Origin of the sequence: Ornithinibacillus xuwenensis, assembly GCF_039614845.1 — a bacterium.
In the GTDB taxonomy this organism is placed as follows: Bacteria; Bacillota; Bacilli; order Bacillales; family Amphibacillaceae; genus Ornithinibacillus; species Ornithinibacillus xuwenensis.
Genome location: NZ_JBDIML010000004.1, coordinates 68,906 through 90,641 on the forward strand (window position 1 = coordinate 68,906; position 21,736 = coordinate 90,641).

Below are 21,736 nucleotides of genomic sequence, written 5' to 3' on the forward strand. Positions count from 1 at the left end.
CGAAATCATCAATAATGGTGATTTCGCTCTTTTTTAATGTTGATTACTTGTACTTTTTCGTGTGAACATGAAGTGATAGGTAAAAATAGCGAGTGTTCCAATCATCGCAACAAATCCCAAGATGGTATATAAGGTGCCTCCGTTAAAGGCGTCCATAATAGCTCCTCCAGCTAACGATCCGATAATTCCACTGATGCCGAAGAAGGTTGCAAAGAATACAAGGTGACCGGTGGATTGGAGTAGCTTAGGTATAAGACGTGAAACATAATCAAATGCTGCTAAATAGAATACTCCAAACGTGATTCCGTGTAGGAATTGTAAGGCGATAACGAAAGTTGGATCATCTAAAGTGCCATAAATAAACCAACGAATACTATAAATGGCACCGGCAATCATCACAAATACGAGTGGATGTAATTTCCGAAACCATAAGCCAGCAAAAGCAAATACGAGTGCCTCACTCGCGACTCCAACAAACCACCCTAATCCAACTAATGCTTCACTCCCACCGAGTTCGGCAATGTATAAGCCAATATAGCTATCATTTGTTCGATGTGAAATGGATAAGAATACAACAGAAAGTAAGAAAAGTAGAAATGCCTTATTCTTCACTAATATTCCGATATCCTTTAGCTTCACTGGGTCTGATTCTACCTTCACATCCTTTAATCGGAATACGACTAGTAGTGCTAGTAAGCCAAAGAATAGATACGGCCATATCATGTGCTGTACCCCAACACGAGACAGTATTTCACCGATTACTAGTGATGAGGTTGCAAATCCAATTGAACCCCACATTCGAATCGTTCCGAATGATTTTCCTAATACATCTGCCCTTCGCTGCGCTAAGCTGTCTCCTAGCGCACCAATTGGAGTTGTGAAGAAGTAGAACACCGCGCCCATTAGTATAATACTAATTAAGTGATTCATTTGAAAAAACACCGTACTAAAGATAAGTAAACCACATACACAGATTAATAATATCCGTTTGACGGTTTTATATTTATCGCTTAAGTAGCCCCAGAACGGCTGTGCAAATATGGATGCTAAAGGACCAATGGCCAGCACCCAACCAATTTCAGTCCCATTTAACCCCTTATAGGCTAAATATAATGGTAAAAAGCTAAGTATGATTGTATTGGAAGCATGAAAGCTAAACAATAGCATTTTTAATGGTACTAATGATTCGTTATTTGCCAAAACGTCCGCTCCTTCTCCTATTGCTGTCAAAAGGTAATTATACTATGTTGGGTAGGATAGGGAAATAGATTCGCTGATATAATTGGTTCATACGCTGATATATTTATTTTTGCGCTGATATCATGAGGCTAATCGCTGATATAATCGCCTAATTCGCTGATATAGCTATAGAATGCGCTGATATCTTCTATCAGAAAATAATCAAGCCTAACCTCTCACAAAAAAACACCCTCCATAGAGGATGCTTTATTCACTATTTCCAGTTCTCAATGATAAACTCATCACGACCTGACTTTGCTCGGTCTTCTTTATATTCCTGTTCATTCTTTTTATAGAAGTCTTGATGATACGCTTCAGCATGATAGAAGGTTACGGCAGGTAGAATTTCAGTAACAATTGGTTTGGTAAATCTACCACTCTCACTGAGTGCCTTTTTAGATGCTTCTGCCTGTTCCTTTTGTTCTTCATCATGAAAGAAAATAGCAGTGCGATATTGGTCTCCACGATCCTGGAATTGGCCACCAGCATCTGTTGGATCAACCTGGCGCCAGTATACTTCAAGGATTTCCTTATAGGAAATGATGCTTGGGTCAAATGTAATTTCGACAGCCTCATAATGGCCGGTCGTACCAGTTTTAACTTCCTTATAGGTAGGGTTTTCAACATGACCACCAGTATAACCGGATAGAACGGCGTGAACCCCATCCCACTGATCAAACGGCTTAACCATACACCAGAAGCAACCACCTGCAAATGTAGCTTTTTTTAATACTGTCATCTATGTTTCCCCCATATCAAAAAGCCGTCCATACGAATTCGTATTTCAAATTTTTGTAGAATTTATATTTTAAAACTATACCATATCCAAAGAAAGTTTACACGGAAATATTCTTAAAAAACTGCTTAAGCTTCTAACCAGAGAACTAGCCCACATTTCTTTGAGCTGTTTCATTTATTTCTTGCCATTAACTTTTTGTTTGCAACAAATAGACGAGATTAGTTATGTTAAACTAATAATATAAAAATTCTAGTTATATAGAGGAAGAAGGTTCTACATTGCAGCAGCCATTTTTGCAAAAAATTTTAACTGGAAAAGTACGGACAATTGGAGAAGCACATGCAACAAATCCAATGGATAAACAATGGGAAACAGGTATGTTTAAGCATGAAGTAAACGAACCCATTTGGTTGAGTAAGACAGGGCTTGTAGGTGATGAAGTAGCCGATACAAAGAATCATGGTGGTTTAGAAAAGGCGATCTTTGCTTATCCAATTGAACACTATGATTACTGGAGAGAGGATCTACCTATTGATACGATAGGAATAGGAGCGATGGGGGAAAATCTAGCAGTTAAAAATATGGAGGAAGCATCTGTTTGTATCGGTGATATTTATCAGCTTGGTGAAACGGTTATTCAGGTATCTCAACCACGAAAGCCTTGCTGGAAGCCCGGACGCCGTTACTTCGTTCCTGACTTTGTCCTTCGCATTAAAAACACTGGAAGAACAGGATGGTATTATCGTGTGTTACAAGAGGGTGAGGTAAAAGCGGGATTAGAATTAACATTAGTCGAAAGACCGGTACCGAAATGGACAATTGCAGCTTGTAATGATGTGTTAAATGTCTATAAGGATGATTTAGATGCAGCTAGAGAGCTTGTCGACTGTGAGCTACTTGCTGATGCATGGAAGCATTCCTTGAAAAAGCGCCTGAAGTAGATATGAAAATAAAATAATGCCCCTTTTCTGCTCCGTTAGTTGATTCAGGAGTTAGAAATGGGGCAGTTAGCTTTTAGTAGATTATTCATCTTCTAGCTGTTCAACAGTCACTCGATTTTTATGTCCAGAGTTAGAAACCAATCGATGTAATTGGATATAAACTAAGCCATTTCGATACGTTGCTTTAATTTTATCCTGGCGAACAGGAAATGGTAATTGTATATTGCGCTCAAACACACCTTGGAGGATCTCTTCTTTTACGATTGTCCCTCCTCGATGACCGATATCGATTGTTCCGCGAAGCTCTAATGTTGCATAGTCAACGTAAATATCAATTTTATCTAAATTGGTTAGTCCGGGTATATTTGCGATACACAAAAGCTCATGATCTGTTTGATAGAGATTAATTTGGGGAATTGTTGGTTTAAGTACTCCCTCGAATTGGTCCCAAAATTGTTCGCCAAAGAAATGATCCATATTTCGTTTCCAGTCCGTCATTTGTTGAAATGGGTCCATCCTAACACCTCATTTTTTTCAGAGTATGATAGTTATACGATATGCAAATCCTATAAATGGGTGTATGCCCTAGACTTAAAAAATTGCAATAAGCTGCTTTATGAAATCTATTGTAGTATTTAGGAGGTTATTTTTTGCTTAGTAATGCGCTCGTAATGGTTGCCATTATACTTATTATTAATGTTGTATATGTCTCGATGTTTACAATTCGAATGATTCTTACATTAAAAGGCCGACGATATGTCGCGGCATTTGTAAGTATGTTTGAAATTGTTGTTTACATTTTCGGATTAGGGCTAGTTTTAGACAATTTAAATGAAATTCAAAATGTTGTAGCCTATGCACTTGGGTATGGGATTGGTGTTGTTGTTGGTTCCATCATTGAGGAAAAATTAGCACTTGGCTACATAACCGTAAATGTAGTATCCGGTAATCCGGATTTGAATTTTACCAAAAGACTACGGGAGAAGGGCTATGGTGTGACAAGCTGGTCAGCATATGGAATGGACGGCGACCGGCTATCCATGCAAATTCTGACCCCAAGAAAATATGAGCTTAAGCTTTATGAGGAGATTAAAACAATTGATCCAAAAGCATTTATCATCTCCTATGAGCCGAAGCAAATTCATGGCGGATTTTGGGTGAAGCAGGTTCGCAAAGGGATATTATTAAAGCCTAGAAATAAGTCTGCATCAGAATTACAAAATGATAATAAAGAATAGAATTGCCTGTACAATAAGTATCTAGCGAACAGAATAACTGGATACAAGTGCAAAATCCGAACATTCATTTATTATTATGATAAAACGTTCGATAATTTATTGACTTACGTAACTGGTTTTGTTATTCTTAAACCGACAATTTAAAACGTTTCCTCATATATTCTTAGGGATAAGGCCTTTGAGTTTCTACCCGGCACCGTAAATGCTGGACTATGAGGGAAGATGAATCATTGTAAGGATAACAATGATTACTTTTAGGGTGCTTTTTTGTCTATTCATCTTCTCTCATTAAGAGGGGGACGAATAGACTTTTTTAATGGAATGAAAAATGATGATACATAGAGAGGGCGATACAATGGCTACTGTCAGTGTGATAATGGGTAGTATTTCTGATTGGGAAACCATGGAACATGCATGCAAGGCATTAGACGATTTACAAATTCCGTATGAAAAAGATGTGATATCGGCACATCGTACACCAGACAACATGTTTGAATATGCAAAAACAGCACGTGAACGTGGTATTAGGGTAATTATTGCTGGTGCAGGTGGTGCTGCACATTTACCTGGCATGGTAGCCTCCCAAACAACACTTCCAGTAATTGGGGTTCCAGTTCAAACGAAAGCATTACAAGGACTCGATTCATTGCTTTCAATTGTACAAATGCCTGGGGGTGTTCCTACTGCTACCGTCGCAATTGGGAAGGCGGGTGCTGCCAACGCTGGAATTCTAGCAGCTCAAATAATTGGTGCATTTGATTCCGAAGTGGCGGCAAAACTAGCAAGCTATCGAAAGGCTGTGCAATCAAAAGTAGCAGAAATGAGGGAAGAACTTGCAAAGAAATAGTGTCATTCTACCTACCAAAACAATTGGAATAATTGGTGGTGGCCAGCTAGGACGAATGATGGCAATGGCTGCAAAAGCAATGGGTTACCATGTTGCTGTACTTGACCCGACACCAAACTGCCCCACAGCACAAGTTGCAGATAAGCATATAACAGCAGACTATGACGATATGAAGGCCATTGAAGAGCTTACAAACATAAGTGATGTGATTACCTATGAATTTGAAAATGTCGATTTAGAAGCCGCTTCTTATATAGAGGAGCTTGGTAAATTGCCACAAGGTGCCTATGCCCTCGAAGTGACACAAAATCGTGAAAAAGAAAAACAATTAATGCGTGATTTAGACCTGCCAGTCCCTGCATTTCATATTGTAAGAAATCGTGTTACGTGTCAGGAAGTGCTTGAAAGTATCAACTTTCCTGTCGTGATTAAAACCTGTCGTGGAGGCTATGATGGAAAAGGTCAATTAAAACTAGAATCAACGTCTGACATTCCAGTTGCAATGGAATTTGCAGACAAGAATAATCACTGCATTATTGAGTCATGGGTTTCATTTGATAAAGAAATCTCTGTTATTTTTACACGAGCAATAAACGGTCAGATCGAATTCTTTCCAATTGCAGAGAATGTTCATAAAGACCATATTCTGTTCCAAACAAAGGTACCTGCAGCTGTATCGGATATTGTTCAAATGAAAGCGTACGAGGCAGCGAAAACGATAGCGGAACACATGAACATCGTCGGAACCTTTGCGATTGAAATGTTTGTGAAACAGGATGAAATTTATCTTAATGAGATGGCACCACGTCCGCATAATTCTGGTCACTATACCATGGAGGCTTGTAACATCTCACAATTTGCTCAGCATATTCGGGCCATTTGTGGGTTATCCCTTATGCCTGTAGAACAATTACAGCCAGCTACGATGGTTAATATTTTAGGAGAAGATGTTGAAGCAGTTCTAACAGCAATGCCTAAAATCAATCATGGATTTGTTCACTTATATGGAAAGGACACCGTGAAAGCCAAGCGGAAAATGGGTCATATTACCTTTATTGGGAAAGCTATTGAAGAACAGCTTGAAAAGTTTGAGGAGGCAAAACAATGATAGGACGCTACACCAGAGAAGAAATGGGAAAGATTTGGACAGAGGAAAATAAATTTGAAGCATGGCTTGAGGTAGAGATTTTAGCGTGTGAGGCATGGAGTGAGCTAGGAATTATTCCAAAGGAAGACGTAGAGAAGCTACGTGAACATGCTTCGTTCGATATTAACCGCATTTATGAAATTGAACAAGAAACCAGACATGATGTTGTGGCATTTACTCGTGCTGTATCAGAAACCCTTGGTGAAGAAAGAAAGTGGGTCCACTATGGCCTAACTTCCACTGATGTTGTGGATACTGCTTTATCCTATTTATTAAAACAAGCAAATGACATCATTCGAAAAGACTTACATAACTTTATCGAGATATTAAAGAACAAGGCAATGGAAAATAAGCATACCGTAATGATGGGGAGAACGCATGGGGTGCATGCAGAGCCAACAACATTTGGTTTAAAGCTTGCATTATGGTATGAGGAAATGAAGCGTAATTTAGAGCGATTTGAATTAGCTGCTAGCAATATCGCGTTTGGAAAGCTATCAGGAGCAGTCGGAACTTATGCAAATATTGATCCGTTTGTTGAGCAATACGTCTGTGAAAAGCTCGGACTTTCTCCAGCACCAGTATCTACCCAAACCTTGCAGCGTGACCGTCATGCAGCTTATATTTCAACACTTGCATTAATCGCAACTTCTATTGAAAAATTTGCAACAGAAATTCGTGGCTTACAAAAAACGGAAACACGTGAAGTGGAGGAATTATTTGCAAAGGGTCAAAAAGGATCATCTGCCATGCCACATAAACGTAATCCGATTGGCTCTGAAAATATGACTGGAATCGCAAGGGTAATTCGGGGTCATATGGTGACAGCTTATGAAAATGTTTCCCTTTGGCATGAACGTGATATTTCTCATTCCTCAGCAGAGCGTATTATATTACCGGATGCAACAATTGCTTTGAATTATATGCTTAATCGCTTTGGGAATATCGTGAAGAACTTAACGGTATTTCCAGAAAATATGAAACGAAATATTGATAAGACACATGGCGTTATTTTCTCACAACGTGTTCTCTTAGCATTAATCGATAAGGGAATGGCTCGTGAAGAAGCATATGATATCGTGCAACCGAAAGCCATGGAAGCATGGGAGACGGAGGTACACTTCAAAGAGCTTGTGGAAAAAGAAGAGAAGATTACGTCTTTACTAACAGAAGCTGAAATTGAGAATTGCTTTGATTACACATATCATTTAAAAAATGTTGATGTTATCTTTGATCGCATCGGCTTAAACTGAGGTGACGAACGTGAAGGCAGAGCTATTATATGAGGGGAAGGCTAAAAAGGTTTATCGATCTTCTGCATATTCCAACCAGCTTGTTTTATCGTATAAAAACGATGCAACAGCATTTAATGGGAAAAAGAAAGCAAGCTTCATTGGTAAGGGAAGATTGAATAATGAAATTTCATCACTTATTTTCCCGTATCTACATGAGCGTGGAATTCGAAGTCATTTTATACAACGATTAAATGATACCGAACAAGTAGTGCTTGAGACAAAGATTATTCCACTAGAAGTAGTGGTTCGAAACCTAGCAACAGGTAGTATAACAAAGCGTTTAGGCTTTCAGGAGAGGACTCCATTTGAGCCTGCGCTTGTTGAACTATTTTATAAAAATGATGACTTGGATGATCCAATAATTAATGATGATCATGCTCTGCTTTTAACGGATATAACTTCAAAGGAATTACGCGAAATAAAAGTAAAAGCATTAGAAATTAATACCGCATTACGTGAACTTTTTCAATCTATTAATCTGAAATTAGTAGATTTCAAGCTTGAGTTTGGCCGTCTGCCTGATGGCAGTATTGTATTATCCGATGAAATCTCACCAGATACGTGTCGTTTATGGGATATGGAAACGGATGCGAAAATGGATAAGGATGTATTTCGTCAGGACATTGGTGATTTAGTAACGGTTTATGAACAAATACTAGAGCGACTGGAGGCAAGAGTATGAGAAAGGTAACAGTTTACATTACATTGAAACAAGGTGTGCTTGATCCGCAGGGTAAAGCAATTCAAGAATCCTTACATTCATTAGGATATAAAGAGGTTCAAGAGGCTCGTGTCGGAAAGTACATTGAAATGCAGGTTGAAGATGGTACAGACATAGAAGTCGAAGCTCGTGTGAAACAAATGTGTGATAAACTGCTTGCCAATCCGGTTATTGAGGACTACCACTTTGAGGTGGAGGGGGCTGTTCGCTCGTGAAGTTTGCTGTCATCGTTTTTCCAGGGTCTAACTGTGACCGTGATATGCATCATGCTGTTCAAGAGGTTCTTGGCGAGGAAGCGGATTTAGTTTGGTATCAAAATAGCAATCTAGAAAACTATGACGGTATTTTACTTCCGGGTGGATTTTCATACGGTGACTATTTGCGTTCTGGTGCAGTTGCTTCTACTTCTGATGTCATGAATCAAGTAAAGGAGCATGCTGCTAAGGGTAAGCCGGTGCTTGGGGTCTGCAATGGGTTTCAAATTCTAACCGAAGCTGGCTTACTACCAGGGGCACTAATGCGGAATAAAGGTCTTTCTTTTATGTGTCATCAGGAAGCGCTCATGGTGCAAAATAATGAAACGATGTTTACAGGCGGTTATGGAAAAGGAGAAGTGGTTCGTTTTCCAATCGCACATGGTGAAGGGAATTATTTCTGCGATGCAGAAACATTAGCTGAATTGAAAGCCAATAATCAAATCGTATTCACGTATGAAAATAATCCTAACGGCTCTGTTTCGGACATTGCTGGAATCACGAATAAAGAAGGTAATGTACTCGGGATGATGCCTCATCCTGAGCGTGCAGTTGAAGCATTACTTGGTAGTGATGATGGATTAAAGCTATTCAAGTCAATTGTCCAAAACTGGAGGGAATCCCACTATGTTGCAAACGCATAATATTAGTCCAGAACAAATTGAACGTGAGAAACTATATCAAGATATGGGGCTCAGTGAGCAAGAATTTGAAATGGTAAAGCGTATTTTAGGACGACGTCCTAACATTACAGAGACGGGAATTTTTTCCGTTATGTGGTCAGAGCATTGTAGTTATAAAACTTCAAAACCACTACTCAAGAAGTTTCCTACCAAGGCACCACATGTTCTACAAGGTCCTGGTGAAGGTGCTGGAATAATCGACATTGGTGATAATCAAGCGGTCGTTTTCAAAATTGAAAGTCACAACCACCCATCTGCAGTGGAGCCATATCAAGGAGCGGCGACAGGGGTAGGTGGAATTATTCGCGATGTCTTTTCAATGGGAGCTCGTCCTATTGCGTTAATGAACTCATTACGATTTGGTAACCTAACGACAGATCGGGTTAACTATCTTTTCTCTGAGGTTGTCAGTGGTATTGCTGGGTATGGTAACTGTGTTGGAATTCCTACCGTTGGTGGAGAGGTTCAATTTGATGATTCCTACGAGGATAACCCGCTAGTCAATGCGATGTGTATTGGCTTAATAAATCATGACGAAATTCAAAAAGGTATTGCAGCTGGTATCGGCAATACAGTTTTATATGCAGGCGCACCTACTGGTCGTGATGGTATCCATGGTGCAACCTTTGCATCCGATGACTTAGCAGAGGATGCCGCGAAGGACCGTCCAGCGGTTCAGGTTGGTGATCCATTTATGGAGAAGCTATTAATTGAAGCTTGTTTGGAGGTTATCCATTCCGATGCTTTAGTGGGAATGCAGGATATGGGAGCTGCTGGCCTTACCTCCTCTGCGAGTGAAATGGCAAGTAAAGCTGGAACTGGTATGGAAATGAATTTAGACTTAGTTCCACAGCGCGAGCAAAATATGAACGCTTATGAATTAATGCTTTCGGAATCACAAGAGCGCATGCTTTTAGTTGTGAAGATAGGTCGAGAGCAAGAAATTATTGAAGTTTTCGAACGCTATGGCCTTCAGGCGGTGGCAGTTGGTCAAGTAATTGAAGAGAAAGTATTTCGAATTAAACAGCATGGTGAAATTCAGGCCGAAATCCCAGTAGATGCGTTAGCAGAAGAGGCTCCGGTTTATCATTTGCCATCAACAGAGGCGAAGTATTACCAAGAGTTTCAGAAGATTGGGAATAGTATTCCTGCTATTGAAAAACATAGTGAAATCCTAAAGCAGTTGCTACAGCAGCCTACAGTAGCTAGCAAGGAGTGGGTGTATGACCAATATGATTCGATGGTTCAGACAAACACAGTTGTTACACCTGGTTCCGATGCGGCGGTTATTCGTATTAAAGGGACAAATAAGGCACTTGCTATTACAACAGATTGTAATTCTCGTTATATATATTTAGATCCAGAAGTAGGTGGAAAAATCGCAGTAGCTGAAGCAGCTCGAAATATTATCTGCTCTGGGGCTAGGCCACTAGGAATAACAGATGGATTAAACTATGGAAATCCAACAAACCCTGAGGTTTTCTGGCAGATGGAAAAGAGTGTTGAAGGTATGAGTGAGGCATGTCGAACACTTGGGACACCAGTTATTAGTGGGAACGTATCACTTTACAATCAATCCAAAGGAAAAGCAATATTTCCAACACCAATAGTAGGAATGGTAGGTTTACATGAGTCGATCGACCATATAACACCAAGCTTTTTCCAGTCTGCAGGTGATTTGATTTATTTAATTGGTGAAACGAAAGCGGAGTTCGGAGGTAGTGAGCTGCAAAATATTTTAGAGGGTAGTTACAATGGGAAAGCACCTCAGATTGACTTAGCGGTAGAAGCGAAGCGTCAAGAACAGCTATTAACAGCGATTAAGCAAGGTGTCGTTACTTCTGCACATGATCTAGCAGAAGGCGGCCTAGCAGTTGCACTAGCTGAAAGCTTGTTTACCGATGCATTTTTAGGTGCTGATGTAAGCATTGATACAGATGCAACAGTAGCTCTATTTAGCGAAACACAATCCCGTTTCCTTGTAAGTGTAAAAGAGGAACATAAAGCTGTTTTTGAGAGCTTAGTTATGGATGCAATTGAGATTGGGACTGTGACAGCGGATGGCTATATGACCGTTCATAATAATGAGTCCGTTATTTTTAGTGAAGAAGTAGAAGAACTTCGCAACCTTTGGAAAGGGGCTATCCCATGCTTGCTGAAATAAGAGGCTTAAATGAAGAGTGTGGCGTATTTGGAATATGGGGACATGAAAAAGCAGCAGAATTAACTTATTATGGCCTCCATGCCCTGCAACATCGGGGTCAAGAAGGAGCAGGCGTTGTAACAACGAATGGTCATGAGCTCAAGCTTCATAAAGGTCAAGGGCTTGTAAATGATGTCTTCAAGCGAGTTGACTTCTCAAAACTTAGTGGGCATGCTGCAATTGGGCATGTTCGCTATGCGACACAGGGAGACAGAACTATTGATAATGTTCAGCCATTATTATTCCGTTCTCAGGCAGGAAGTATGGCGCTCGCACATAATGGAAATATCATGAATGCTTATAAGCTTCGCGGCGAATTAGAGGATGCGGGAAGTATCTTGCAAACATCCTCTGATACGGAAGTACTTGCACATTTAATCAAGCGAAATGGCACGCTAGATTCATTGGAAGCAATTAAGGATGCGCTACGTCAATTAGTGGGGGCATATGCATTTATTCTATTGAAGGAAAACAAAATGCATGTTGCATTAGACCCAAGAGGGCTACGACCACTGTCAATTGGTAGATTAGGAGATGCTTATGTTGTAGCCTCTGAAACATGTGCATTTGATATTATTGGTGCTACGTATGAACGAGAAGTCTTACCTGGTGAGCTGCTAACATTTACGGATATGGGGGTGGAATCAACTCGATTTGACCAACAAGAAAAACGGGCATTATGTGCAATGGAATATGTATATTTTTCCCGTCCAGATAGTGATTTAAACCATGTGAATGTTCATGCCTCCCGGAAGCGAATGGGGATAGAGCTAGCAAAGGAATCCCCAGTGGAAGCAGATGTTGTTACTGGGGTGCCCGATTCAAGTATTTCAGCAGCGATTGGATATGCGGAGCAGAGTGGGATTCCATATGAAATTGGACTTATTAAAAACCGCTATACTGGCAGAACCTTTATTCAGCCTTCTCAAGAACTGCGTGAGCTCGGTGTGAAAATGAAACTATCTCCAGTACGTGGAATTGTAGAAGGAAAACGTGTAATCATGATTGATGACTCCATCGTACGTGGTACAACAAGTAAGCGGATCGTTCGTATGCTAAAGGATGCTGGAGCAAAGGAAGTTCATGTTCGCATTGCTTCACCAGCAATTACTAATCCATGCTATTACGGTATTGATATGTCGACAAAGCAGGAGCTGATTGCAGCTAATTATTCAATAGAAGAAATGTGTCAGCTAATTGGAGCGGATAGTGTTGCTTACCTATCGAGTGAGGGGTTAGAAAAAGCAATTGTGACTGAGGATACGATAAATCAAGGTGTCTGTATGGCTTGTATGACAGGAACTTACCCAGTTACGGAAAGCGGTCAATTAGAGATTTCATATACGAAATGTTAAGTAAAGAGGGTGTCAATGTGTCGAACGTGTATAAAGCGGCCGGAGTCGATGTAGAAGCAGGCTATGAGGCTGTTGAACGAATGAAAAAGCATATTGCAAAAACGACAAGGCCAGAAGTGCTTGGGGGAATTGGTGCTTTTGCCGGATTATTTGAGCTTACATCTTTTACGTATAAGGAGCCGGTGTTAGTCTCTGGAACAGATGGCGTTGGAACGAAATTAAAGCTTGCTTTTCAACTAGATAAACATGATACGGTTGGAATCGATTTAGTTGCAATGTGTGTGAATGATATCGTCGCTCAAGGAGCACAACCGCTTTTTTTCTTAGATTATATTGCATGTGGCAAAAACAATCCGGCACAAATTGAACAGATTGTCGCTGGAATTGCAGAAGGCTGTACGATAGCAGGCGCTGCTTTAATAGGAGGAGAAACTGCGGAAATGCCTGGTATGTATGGTGATAATGAATATGACCTAGCTGGGTTTGTAGTGGGAATTGCGGAAAAAGAAAAGCTTGTAACAGGAGCCACCATTAAATCTGGAGATGTAGTAATCGGTCTTCCTTCAAGTGGAATCCATTCGAATGGTTATTCTTTAGTTCGTAAGCTTATACATGGTATCGACTTATCAAAAGTACCTGAAGGATTATCTAAAACAATTGCAGATTGGTTAATAGAACCAACCAAAATCTATGCAAAGCCTGTAAATCGCTTAATGAAACAGTTGGATGTAAGAGGGATTTCTCATATAACTGGCGGTGGATTCTATGAAAATATACCAAGGATGCTCCCTGCTGGCTTAGGTGTAGAGGTAGAATATGCAAGCTGGGAGATTCCAGAGATCTTCACTTTTCTTCAAGAAAAAGGCGAGCTTTCGACTAAAGAGATGTTTGGTATTTTCAATATGGGTATCGGAATGGCAATAGTCGTTTCGGAAAAGGATGCAAATATAGCATTAGCTATATTAGAAGAAGCAGGAGAAAAGGCATCCATAATCGGTCAGGTTATCCCAAAAGAAGGGGTACACTTTCAAGATGAATAAAGTGAAGGCGGCTGTTTTTGCATCTGGTAATGGAAGTAACTTTGAAGCAATAATGAAGCATGAGAAATTGGCGTGTGATGTCGTCCTACTAGTCTGTGACAAGCCTGGCGCTAGTGTAATAGAAAAGGCATCCTCCTATAGTGTTCAAACGTTTGTTTTAAATCCAGAAGACTTCGAATCGAAGGGGAAATATGAGGAAGAAATTTTAATTAAGCTTGAACAGGAAGGTGTCGAATGGATTTTTTTAGCGGGGTATATGCGTATCGCTGGAGAAACGCTTTTACATGCCTATGAAAGAAAGATTATGAACATTCATCCTTCTTTATTACCTGCATTCCCAGGGAAGGATGCAATAGGGCAAGCCTTTCGTGCTGGTGTAGCCGTAACAGGGGTCACAGTCCATTTTATCGATGAAGGTGTAGATACGGGACCAATCATTGCCCAGGAGCAGGTTGAAATATTCCCTGAAGATACGGAAGAGTTGCTGAAGATTCGTATTCAGAAGGTAGAGCATGTACTATACCCAACGGTTATTAATAGCATATTACTATCAGATAAAATGGAGTAATTTCTTAGCGTATGTGATCATCAACCAAGCCTTATTCAACTAATAAATTCAGATAGTGAGGAGTCTTACCATGAAAAAACGTGCATTAATCAGTGTCTCTGATAAGCAGCATATAGTTGAATTTGCCCAGGGATTAGTAGCACTAGATTATGAGATTGTTTCGACAGGGGGCACATTACGAGTGCTTCAGGATGCAGGAGTACCGGCAATCGCCATTGATCAAGTTACAGGCTTTCCTGAAATTTTAGATGGACGTGTAAAGACTTTACACCCGTTTGTACATGGTGGCTTACTAGCAAAACGATCGAATCCAGAACACCAAAAACAGATGGAAGATAACAATATTGAGCCCATTGATATCGTTGTTGTAAACCTTTATCCGTTTAAGCAAACACTTGAAAAAGACAATGTAAGTAAAGAAGAAATCATTGAAAATATTGATATCGGTGGACCGACGATGTTACGCTCTGCTGCAAAGAATTTTGCAGATGTAATGGTTGTAGTGGATCCAGAGGATTATGGCACTATACTCGAAGGGTTAACGACAAACACAGTGGACTTGGAATATCGGCAACAATTAGCAGCAAAAGTGTTTCGGCATACAGCAAACTATGACGCAATGATTGCTAATTATTTTGCCGTGGAAACAAAAGAAAAATTTCCAGAAACGTACACAGTGACCTACGAAAAAGTGCAATCGTTACGTTATGGGGAGAATCCTCACCAAGAAGCTGCATTCTACAAGAGCCCACTGCAAAGAGGAATGAGTTTAGCTACCGCAAAGCAGCTTCATGGTAAGGAGCTTTCCTATAATAATATCCAAGATGCAAATGCTGCTTTAGAAATTTTAGCAGAATACGACGAGCCAACTGCAGTTGCTGTCAAACATATGAATCCTTGTGGTATTGGTGTAGCTGAAACCATTTCGGATGCCTTTCAAATCGCATTTGACGCGGATCCAATCTCTATATTTGGCGGGATTGTAGCGTTAAACGATGAAGTTGATTCACCTACAGCTGAAAAATTAAGTGATATATTCCTAGAAATTGTTCTTGCACCTAGCTTTTCTGAAAAGGCATTAGAGATTTTAACACGGAAGAAGAATATACGATTATTAACAGTTGAAATGACTGCTAAGGATGAAGCTAGCTACAAGCTTACTACCGTTGATGGTGGTTTGTTAATTCAAAGCAGAGATGGTGGTCGTGTGTCAGCGGATGAATTATCAGTCGTGACAAAACGTGCTCCATCAGACAAAGAATTAGAAGATTTATTATTTGCTTGGAAAGCTGTGAAGCATGTGAAGTCAAATGCAATTGTACTGGCGAAAAACAATCAAACGATTGGTATTGGTGCAGGGCAGATGAACCGAGTTGGTGCTGCAAAAATTGCAATTGAGCAAGCGGGTAATCATGCAAATGAATCAGTAATGGCTTCTGACGCATTTTTCCCAATGCCTGATACTGTGGAGGAAGCAGCAAAAGCAGGGGTAACGGCTATTATTCAGCCTGGTGGTTCAAAACGTGATCAGGATTCCATTGAGGCTTGTGATAAATATGGTATCACTATGGTATTCACAGGAATGCGTCATTTCAAACATTAAAGAGGGGGCCTTTGATGAACGTATTAGTGATTGGTCGTGGCGGTCGTGAGCATAGTATCGTAAAGAAGCTATCTGAAAGTAAACAGGTAGAGAGCCTGTTTGTAGCACCAGGAAATGTAGGAATGGCAAAGCAAGCATCTTGTGTAGCTATTGAGGAAACTGAGAGCATTAGACTGATAGGTTTTGCCAAAGAGAATAATATTGACCTAACAATTATAGGACCAGAGAACCCGTTGCTAAATGGATTAGCTAACCAATTTTTGGAGGCGGGATTACGAGTATATGCTCCAACAAAGGAAGCAGCATTAATTGAAGGAAGTAAGAGTTTTGCAAAGGAATTCATGAAGAAACATCAAATTCCAACTGCTGACTACGAAACCTTTACAGATCCAGAAGCTGCTAAAAGCTACATAACAAAAAAAGGAACACCAATTGTCATCAAAGCAGATGGTCTAGCAGCTGGAAAAGGTGTTGTTGTTGCGGCTACGAAAGAAGTAGCGTTTCAAGCTATAGAGGATATGCTAGTTTCAAAGGCATTTTCAGATGCAGGGGCAAAAGTAGTAGTAGAGGAATTTCTAACAGGAAGCGAATTTTCCTTAATGGCGTTTGTGCACGGCGAGAATGTCTACCCAATGATTCCAGCACGTGACCACAAACGTGCCTTTGATGACGATGCGGGTCCCAATACTGGTGGGATGGGTGCCTATGCACCTGTTCCAGATATAACCGACGATGCAATTGCGTTTGCTACAAAGCATATTTTACACAGGGCTGCTACTGGTTTAGTGGAAGAAGGCAGAGCATTTACCGGGATATTATATGCAGGTCTCATGATGACAGAAGCAGGACCTAAGGTAATTGAGTTTAATGCTCGATTTGGAGATCCTGAAACACAAGTGATTCTGCCCTTACTAAAAAATGATCTCGATCAGGTCATGCTAGACGTGTTGGATGGAAAGGACCCAGCGCTAGACTGGGAGGAACAAGTTTGTCTAGGTGTTGTTCTTGCTTCAGAGGGATATCCTGGTCCCTATGCGAAAGGTGTTGCCGTGCCAAATGTAGAAGCGGATCAAGAGACCTTCACAGTTTATGCTGGAGTAGATGAATCAGCGAGTGGCTATCTATCAGATGGCGGTCGGGTACTACTAGTAGGTGCAAAAGGCATTACATTAACAGAAGCAAGGAAACGAGTATATGAGCGTTTAGAGTCAAATGTTGATACCAACGGATTTTTCTACCGTTCGGACATAGGTAAATCGAGAGAAGACGTCCTGAAATAGGGGCGTCTTTATTTGCTTGGAGGACTGATGATCCGAATATGCAGGCAGCGTTAAACTTGTATTTAGCCGAATTGTTGTGTGGGACAGCCGGAATGCAGCGGAAAGCGCCGAATTACCGTGCTCAATGGCCGGATTCGAGAGATAAGCCCGAAATCTGCTACCCAATCGCAGAATTCCTATCACAAATAAGCCTCCCTCCCCAAACATCCTAAGCAGCTACATAACTGTCACATAATTTTCACTGCACTTAACAAAAACTTTACAGTAATAAAGCGTGAATTGTGTTACAATTGTAAAAACTGAAATTTTGGAGAGTTGCCTTATGCTAGAGAACGGTTATTGGAGAAATTATGAGCTACGTAAGCATGTTAAGGTTGTGGAGGGTAAGGAAGCCCCAACCTTAGTATTGAAAAATGCGACGTATTTAAATATGTATTTGAAGCAGTGGACTACGGCGAATATATGGATCTATCATGATCGAATTGTTTATGTTGGAGAGAATATGCCGGCAGAAAATAAAGATACTGAAATAGTAGATTGTGAAGGGAAATATGTTGTTCCTGGTTATATGGAGCCTCATGCCCATCCGTTTCAATTATACAATCCTGAAATATTAGCAAGACATGCTGGTAAATTTGGGACAACAACATTAGTAAATGATAACTTATCATGGCTTTTTTTGTTAGAAAAAAAGAAAGCGTTTTCTATTATTGCGGACTTTGATAAACTACCAATTTCGATGTACTGGTGGTCGCGCTATGATCCGCAAACAGCATTACATAATGAAGAAGAAATATTTAATACACATGATATGATGGAATGGTTATCACATCCATCTGTTATCCAAGGTGGCGAGCTAACAGGTTGGCCAAGTCTATTATCTGGTGATGATCGATTACTTTATTGGATTCAAGAAACGAAGCGAAAGGGAAAGCCAGTTGAAGGTCACCTACCTGGGGCATCAGAATATACATTGACCAAGCTTAAGCTTCTTGGGGTGAGTGCTGATCATGAGTCTATTTCGGGTAAGGATGTTATGAATCGACTTGCGTTAGGTTATCAGGTCGGTTTACGATACTCCTCTATTCGTCCAGACTTACCACAATTGCTAGAGGAAATTGTTGAAGCAGGAATTAAGAATTATGATCATTTGACAATGACAACCGATGGTGGAACACCGGGATTTTACGAGAACGGATTAATGAATGTGTGTATTGATATTGCAATTCAAAAAGGTGTGCCAATAGAAGAAGCATATCGTATGGCGTCTTTTAATGTGGCAAAGCATTTCCATTTAGAGGAGCAGCTTGGATGTATAGCGCCAGGCCGTATTGCCAATATTAATATATTACAAGCGAAGGACAATCCACATCCAGAAAGCGTGCTAGCAAAAGGAGTTTGGATTGTAAGGGATGGTACGGAACAAGAATATTCATCTAGTATTAACTGGGAAAGCTATGGCCTAAAGCCACTCACATTTGATTGGGATATGGAGATAAGTGATTTGCAATTTTCGATTCCGATTGGATTAGATATGATAAATGATGTGATTATAAAGCCATATGCTATCCAAGCTGATGTCACAGTCGAAAAACTGCCAGATAATCGAGATGATGCATTCTTACTATTATTAGATAAGAATGGAAAGTGGCGTGTGAATACAACTATACGTGGATTTACGAAAAATCTAGGAGGTCTAGTAAGCTCGTTCTCACAAACAGGAGATTTTGTATTCGTTGGGAAAAGTAAACAAGATATGCTGCTGGCCGGGAAACGTCTGAAGGAGATTGGTGGCGGCATTGTGCTTGTCCATGACGGTGAAATAATTGCCGAAATACCTTTATTATTAGGTGGGAAATTGTTTGCTGGTAGTATGGATGAATTAATTGAAAAAGAGAAGAGCTTGAAAGATAAGCTGATTGAATTTGGTTACCGATTTAACGACCCAATCTATAGTATTCTATTTTTGTCATCGACACATCTACCTTATATTCGAATAACCCAAGAAGGTATTATAGATATCAAAAAGAGAGAAGTGCTCTTCCCAGCAACCATGCGTTAACATATAATAGAATTATAAATCGTTTACGTGAACGTGGTATGATTGTCTTACATGTGTAATTTCACTTAATTCCAATAAGACATAAACTATTTGACAGACTAGGGGTGTTGGAAAATATGAGAAAGCTTATTTTATTGTTATTCCTAAGCTTTGTACTTGTTGCTTGTGATGAAGATGCTAATGATACACAAGACAATAAGGATGATGCTGAAAATGTGGTTGATACTGAGCAGGATGAGTCTGCGGAACCAGCAGAACCAGTATATGAAAATGTTTATCCATTAACAGGGATTGGAACGAATGAACCAATAGATAATCGAATTGTTGGTGTTATGGTAAACAATCATGGGAATGCTCGACCACAGACAGGTCTATCGAAGGCTGACGTTGTTTTCGAAATTTTAGCAGAAGGCATGATTACAAGATTTCTTGCGTTGTATCATAGTGAACAACCAGAAGTTGTAGGTCCTGTACGAAGTGCAAGGGAGTATTATTTTGACCTAGCTGATCGTTATGGTGCATTATATGTTTATCATGGTGCTGCTAACTTTGTGAATGATATGCTGGATGATCGCGGAATTGATCATATTGATGGTGCCCATTATGATAATGATGGATATTTATTTAAGCGAGAGTCCTTCCGAGTAGCTCCTCATAATTCATACTTACTTTTTAATCATGTATACGATATCGCAACGGAATTAGGCTATGACGTTAAGGCAGATCATGCCCCAATGCCATTTTTAGAATCTGACGAAATAGCTGCTATTGATGGTGAAGCAGCAAGTCATGTTGAGATTGTCTATTCAAACAATCCTATGGAGATTGTTGAATATGAGTATGATGCATCTACGGAGAAATACACTCGCTATAATGACCGTGAAATGACAGTAGAGTTAAATACAGAAGAGCCAATTCAAGTAGATAATATCCTTATCGTAGAAACGCATCACGAAGTTTTTGATGATGCAGGACGCCGTGAAATTGATGTTTATTCAGGTGGTAATGCATACCTAATCCAAAAAGGAAAAGCACAACAACTACAATGGGAAAATCGAGACGGTAAAATTGTGCCTGTCAAGGATGGAAAGGTAGTTGGTTTTGTTCCGGGTAAAACTTGGATTAATGTTATCCCGACTAGTCCTGGTATGCAGGATTCAGTTACCATTACAGGAGAGTAGGGAGTAGGAGGAAACGTAATGCAAATAGATAAATTACGAGGAGAACAATTGGACCAGCTATTTGATGCAATTCTATCACTTAAAGATCGAGAGGAATGCTATCGTTTTTTTGATGATATTGCAACAATGGGGGAAATCCAATCTTTGTCACAGCGCCTTCAGGTAGCGAAGATGCTGACAGAAGGTCGCACTTATAATGCGATTGAGAAGGAAACAAAGGCTTCTACCGCAACAATTTCTAGGGTTAGACGCTGTATTGATTATGGTAGTGAAGGATACAAGGTTGTATTAGAACGCATTATGGACAATGAATAAGAACCACGTGAATGAAATAGATGACATCGCATAAAGCCTGTATTCAAGAAGAATACAGGCTTTATAGTTATTTTTCAGAACTACCTCCTTCAGAATATCTTTCTAAAATACTACGATTGCTGTGGAATTTTCCTGTAACTTACCAATCGACCATCGCCCTGAAAACTTCCCAAAAAAATCTCACCATAATACTAAATTCCGCTATCTATTTTTGCTATAATAAACTAATGGAATATGATGATGGAGGATTAGACCTTTGTATACAAATATGAAAGAATGGAAGCACGTATTTAAGATTGATCCAGCAAAGGAAATTTCAGACGAGGATTTAGAAAAAGTCTGTGAATCAGGAACCGATGCTATTATTGTTGGGGGAACTGACAATGTGACATTGGATGGTGTCCTGGATTTATTATCCAGTATTCGTCGCTATACGGTTCCTGTTATACTAGAAATTTCATCAATGGATGCTATCACACCTGGTTTTGACTACTATTTTATCCCCATGGTGATGAATAGTAATGATAAAAAATGGATGATGGATATTCAACATGAAGCGATTAAACAATTCAAGGACATTATGAATTGGGATGAAATATTTGTGGAAGGATATTGCATTCTTAACGAAGAGGCAAAGGCTTTTCAACGTACTGATTGTAAGCTTCCAGATGACGAGGATGTTGTGGCATACGCTTATATGGCGGAAAATGTATTTCATCTTCCAATATTCTATGTAGAATATAGTGGGAAATATGGCAATCCTGAATTAGTAAGGAAGGTCAAGCGTGAGCTTAACAACACGCTTCTTTTCTATGGCGGTGGGATTGAGAATGTAGATCAGGCAAAAGAAATGAAAGAGCATGCTGATATTATTGTCGTTGGAAATAGCATTTATTCGAATATAAAAGAAGCTTTAAAGACAGTACAAGCTGTTAAAGGAAGTTAAAGATTATAGCAGGTAAGAATTTACTTGCTAAGGTAGAATCATTCGCCATGCGACTTGGTGGGTGGTAAGTTTTCTAAGG

General features: G+C 39.9%; 21 protein-coding genes and 1 riboswitch. Of the genes, 18 read left to right on the top strand and 3 right to left on the bottom strand.

Going from position 1 to position 21,736, the window contains the following annotated elements; all coding sequences use genetic code 11:
- Positions 1-33: 33 nt before the first annotated feature.
- Positions 34-1,200: an MFS transporter gene (locus ABC228_RS13085; protein WP_345825591.1), complete on the bottom strand. Its 1,167-nt coding sequence runs from the start codon at positions 1,198-1,200 to the stop codon at positions 34-36.
- A gap of 253 nt (positions 1,201-1,453) precedes the next feature.
- A complete protein-coding gene (gene msrA, locus ABC228_RS13090; RefSeq protein WP_345825593.1) occupies positions 1,454-1,978 on the bottom strand; it encodes a peptide-methionine (S)-S-oxide reductase MsrA in 525 nt (174 codons plus the stop codon).
- A 278-nt stretch (positions 1,979-2,256) separates the two neighbouring features.
- On the opposite strand from msrA, the gene ABC228_RS13095 reads away from it, so the two are divergent.
- On the top strand, positions 2,257-2,919 hold the full coding sequence (locus ABC228_RS13095; RefSeq protein ID WP_345825594.1) for an MOSC domain-containing protein: 663 nt from the start codon (positions 2,257-2,259) through the stop codon (positions 2,917-2,919).
- 81 nt (positions 2,920-3,000) lie between these two features.
- Here the strand turns inward: ABC228_RS13095 and ABC228_RS13100 are convergent, their stop codons facing one another.
- Positions 3,001-3,435: an Hsp20/alpha crystallin family protein gene (locus ABC228_RS13100; RefSeq protein WP_345825595.1), complete on the bottom strand. Its 435-nt coding sequence runs from the start codon at positions 3,433-3,435 to the stop codon at positions 3,001-3,003.
- A gap of 134 nt (positions 3,436-3,569) precedes the next feature.
- Here ABC228_RS13100 and ABC228_RS13105 point away from each other — a divergent pair, with 134 nt between their 5' ends.
- The 17 genes from ABC228_RS13105 to pcrB all read left to right on the top strand — a co-directional run bounded on the left by ABC228_RS13105 (position 3,570) and on the right by pcrB (position 21,657).
- A complete protein-coding gene (locus ABC228_RS13105; RefSeq protein WP_345825596.1) occupies positions 3,570-4,157 on the top strand; it encodes a DUF2179 domain-containing protein in 588 nt (195 codons plus the stop codon).
- Positions 4,158-4,290: 133 nt separating this feature from the next.
- A riboswitch (purine riboswitch) is annotated at positions 4,291-4,390 on the top strand.
- Between the two features lie 122 nt (positions 4,391-4,512).
- Positions 4,513-5,004 carry a 5-(carboxyamino)imidazole ribonucleotide mutase gene (purE, locus tag ABC228_RS13110; protein ID WP_345825597.1) on the top strand — a complete coding sequence of 164 codons (492 nt, stop codon included), beginning with the start codon at positions 4,513-4,515 and terminating at the stop codon, positions 5,002-5,004.
- Positions 4,991-6,112: a 5-(carboxyamino)imidazole ribonucleotide synthase gene (gene purK / locus ABC228_RS13115; RefSeq protein ID WP_345825598.1), complete on the top strand. Its 1,122-nt coding sequence runs from the start codon at positions 4,991-4,993 to the stop codon at positions 6,110-6,112. The genes purE and purK overlap by 14 nt, the downstream gene beginning before the upstream one ends.
- Entirely contained in the window at positions 6,109-7,404 is a 1,296-nt protein-coding gene (purB, locus tag ABC228_RS13120; protein WP_345825599.1) for an adenylosuccinate lyase, read from the top strand. The genes purK and purB overlap by 4 nt, the downstream gene beginning before the upstream one ends.
- Positions 7,405-7,414: 10 nt before the next feature.
- Positions 7,415-8,128, top strand: a complete 714-nt coding sequence (gene purC, locus ABC228_RS13125; protein WP_345825600.1) for a phosphoribosylaminoimidazolesuccinocarboxamide synthase — start codon at positions 7,415-7,417, stop codon at positions 8,126-8,128.
- Positions 8,125-8,382, top strand: coding sequence for a phosphoribosylformylglycinamidine synthase subunit PurS (gene purS / locus ABC228_RS13130; RefSeq protein ID WP_345825601.1), 258 nt, complete (start codon positions 8,125-8,127; stop codon positions 8,380-8,382). The genes purC and purS overlap by 4 nt, the downstream gene beginning before the upstream one ends.
- Positions 8,379-9,065, top strand: a complete 687-nt coding sequence (gene purQ / locus ABC228_RS13135) for a phosphoribosylformylglycinamidine synthase subunit PurQ (protein ID WP_345825602.1) — start codon at positions 8,379-8,381, stop codon at positions 9,063-9,065. Before purS ends, purQ begins: the two co-directional genes overlap by 4 nt.
- On the top strand, positions 9,049-11,268 hold the full coding sequence (purL, locus tag ABC228_RS13140) for a phosphoribosylformylglycinamidine synthase subunit PurL (RefSeq protein WP_345825603.1): 2,220 nt from the start codon (positions 9,049-9,051) through the stop codon (positions 11,266-11,268). Before purQ ends, purL begins: the two co-directional genes overlap by 17 nt.
- The gene (purF, locus tag ABC228_RS13145; RefSeq protein ID WP_345825604.1) at positions 11,253-12,662 is read left to right on the top strand and encodes an amidophosphoribosyltransferase; all 1,410 of its coding nucleotides are present in this window, start codon (positions 11,253-11,255) and stop codon (positions 12,660-12,662) included. The genes purL and purF overlap by 16 nt, the downstream gene beginning before the upstream one ends.
- A 17-nt stretch (positions 12,663-12,679) precedes the next feature.
- Positions 12,680-13,702 carry a phosphoribosylformylglycinamidine cyclo-ligase gene (purM, locus tag ABC228_RS13150; RefSeq protein WP_345825605.1) on the top strand — a complete coding sequence of 341 codons (1,023 nt, stop codon included), beginning with the start codon at positions 12,680-12,682 and terminating at the stop codon, positions 13,700-13,702.
- Positions 13,695-14,270: a phosphoribosylglycinamide formyltransferase gene (gene purN / locus ABC228_RS13155; protein WP_345825606.1), complete on the top strand. Its 576-nt coding sequence runs from the start codon at positions 13,695-13,697 to the stop codon at positions 14,268-14,270. Before purM ends, purN begins: the two co-directional genes overlap by 8 nt.
- A 70-nt stretch (positions 14,271-14,340) precedes the next feature.
- Positions 14,341-15,873: a bifunctional phosphoribosylaminoimidazolecarboxamide formyltransferase/IMP cyclohydrolase gene (gene purH / locus ABC228_RS13160; protein WP_345825607.1), complete on the top strand. Its 1,533-nt coding sequence runs from the start codon at positions 14,341-14,343 to the stop codon at positions 15,871-15,873.
- 14 nt (positions 15,874-15,887) lie between these two features.
- The gene (purD, locus tag ABC228_RS13165) at positions 15,888-17,153 is read left to right on the top strand and encodes a phosphoribosylamine--glycine ligase (protein ID WP_345825608.1); all 1,266 of its coding nucleotides are present in this window, start codon (positions 15,888-15,890) and stop codon (positions 17,151-17,153) included.
- Positions 17,154-17,475: 322 nt separating this feature from the next.
- Positions 17,476-19,215 carry an adenine deaminase C-terminal domain-containing protein gene (locus ABC228_RS13170; protein WP_345825609.1) on the top strand — a complete coding sequence of 580 codons (1,740 nt, stop codon included), beginning with the start codon at positions 17,476-17,478 and terminating at the stop codon, positions 19,213-19,215.
- A 116-nt stretch (positions 19,216-19,331) separates the two neighbouring features.
- The gene (locus tag ABC228_RS13175; protein ID WP_345825610.1) at positions 19,332-20,396 is read left to right on the top strand and encodes a DUF3048 domain-containing protein; all 1,065 of its coding nucleotides are present in this window, start codon (positions 19,332-19,334) and stop codon (positions 20,394-20,396) included.
- Between the two features lie 18 nt (positions 20,397-20,414).
- Positions 20,415-20,711 (top strand): YerC/YecD family TrpR-related protein, encoded by a 297-nt coding sequence (locus ABC228_RS13180; protein ID WP_345825611.1) that lies wholly within the window; start codon positions 20,415-20,417, stop codon positions 20,709-20,711.
- A gap of 268 nt (positions 20,712-20,979) precedes the next feature.
- Positions 20,980-21,657: a heptaprenylglyceryl phosphate synthase gene (gene pcrB / locus ABC228_RS13185; protein ID WP_427902234.1), complete on the top strand. Its 678-nt coding sequence runs from the start codon at positions 20,980-20,982 to the stop codon at positions 21,655-21,657.
- The last annotated feature ends 79 nt before the right edge of the window (positions 21,658-21,736 follow it).

Excerpts from the sequence above, each read along its gene's own strand:
- msrA (WP_345825593.1), bottom strand. The coding sequence starts at position 1,978 with ATGACAGTATTAAAAAAAGCTACATTTGCAGGTGGTTGCTTCTGGTGT.
- ABC228_RS13100 (WP_345825595.1), bottom strand. The coding sequence starts at position 3,435 with ATGGACCCATTTCAACAAATGACGGACTGGAAACGAAATATGGATCAT.
- purE (WP_345825597.1), top strand. The coding sequence starts at position 4,513 with ATGGCTACTGTCAGTGTGATAATGGGTAGTATTTCTGATTGGGAAACC.
- purB (WP_345825599.1), top strand. The coding sequence starts at position 6,109 with ATGATAGGACGCTACACCAGAGAAGAAATGGGAAAGATTTGGACAGAG.
- purS (WP_345825601.1), top strand. The coding sequence starts at position 8,125 with ATGAGAAAGGTAACAGTTTACATTACATTGAAACAAGGTGTGCTTGAT.
- purL (WP_345825603.1), top strand. The coding sequence starts at position 9,049 with ATGTTGCAAACGCATAATATTAGTCCAGAACAAATTGAACGTGAGAAA.
- purF (WP_345825604.1), top strand. The coding sequence starts at position 11,253 with ATGCTTGCTGAAATAAGAGGCTTAAATGAAGAGTGTGGCGTATTTGGA.
- purN (WP_345825606.1), top strand. The coding sequence starts at position 13,695 with ATGAATAAAGTGAAGGCGGCTGTTTTTGCATCTGGTAATGGAAGTAAC.
- purH (WP_345825607.1), top strand. The coding sequence starts at position 14,341 with ATGAAAAAACGTGCATTAATCAGTGTCTCTGATAAGCAGCATATAGTT.
- purD (WP_345825608.1), top strand. The coding sequence starts at position 15,888 with ATGAACGTATTAGTGATTGGTCGTGGCGGTCGTGAGCATAGTATCGTA.
- ABC228_RS13170 (WP_345825609.1), top strand. The coding sequence starts at position 17,476 with ATGCTAGAGAACGGTTATTGGAGAAATTATGAGCTACGTAAGCATGTT.
- ABC228_RS13175 (WP_345825610.1), top strand. The coding sequence starts at position 19,332 with ATGAGAAAGCTTATTTTATTGTTATTCCTAAGCTTTGTACTTGTTGCT.
- ABC228_RS13180 (WP_345825611.1), top strand. The coding sequence starts at position 20,415 with ATGCAAATAGATAAATTACGAGGAGAACAATTGGACCAGCTATTTGAT.
- pcrB (WP_427902234.1), top strand. The coding sequence starts at position 20,980 with ATGAAAGAATGGAAGCACGTATTTAAGATTGATCCAGCAAAGGAAATT.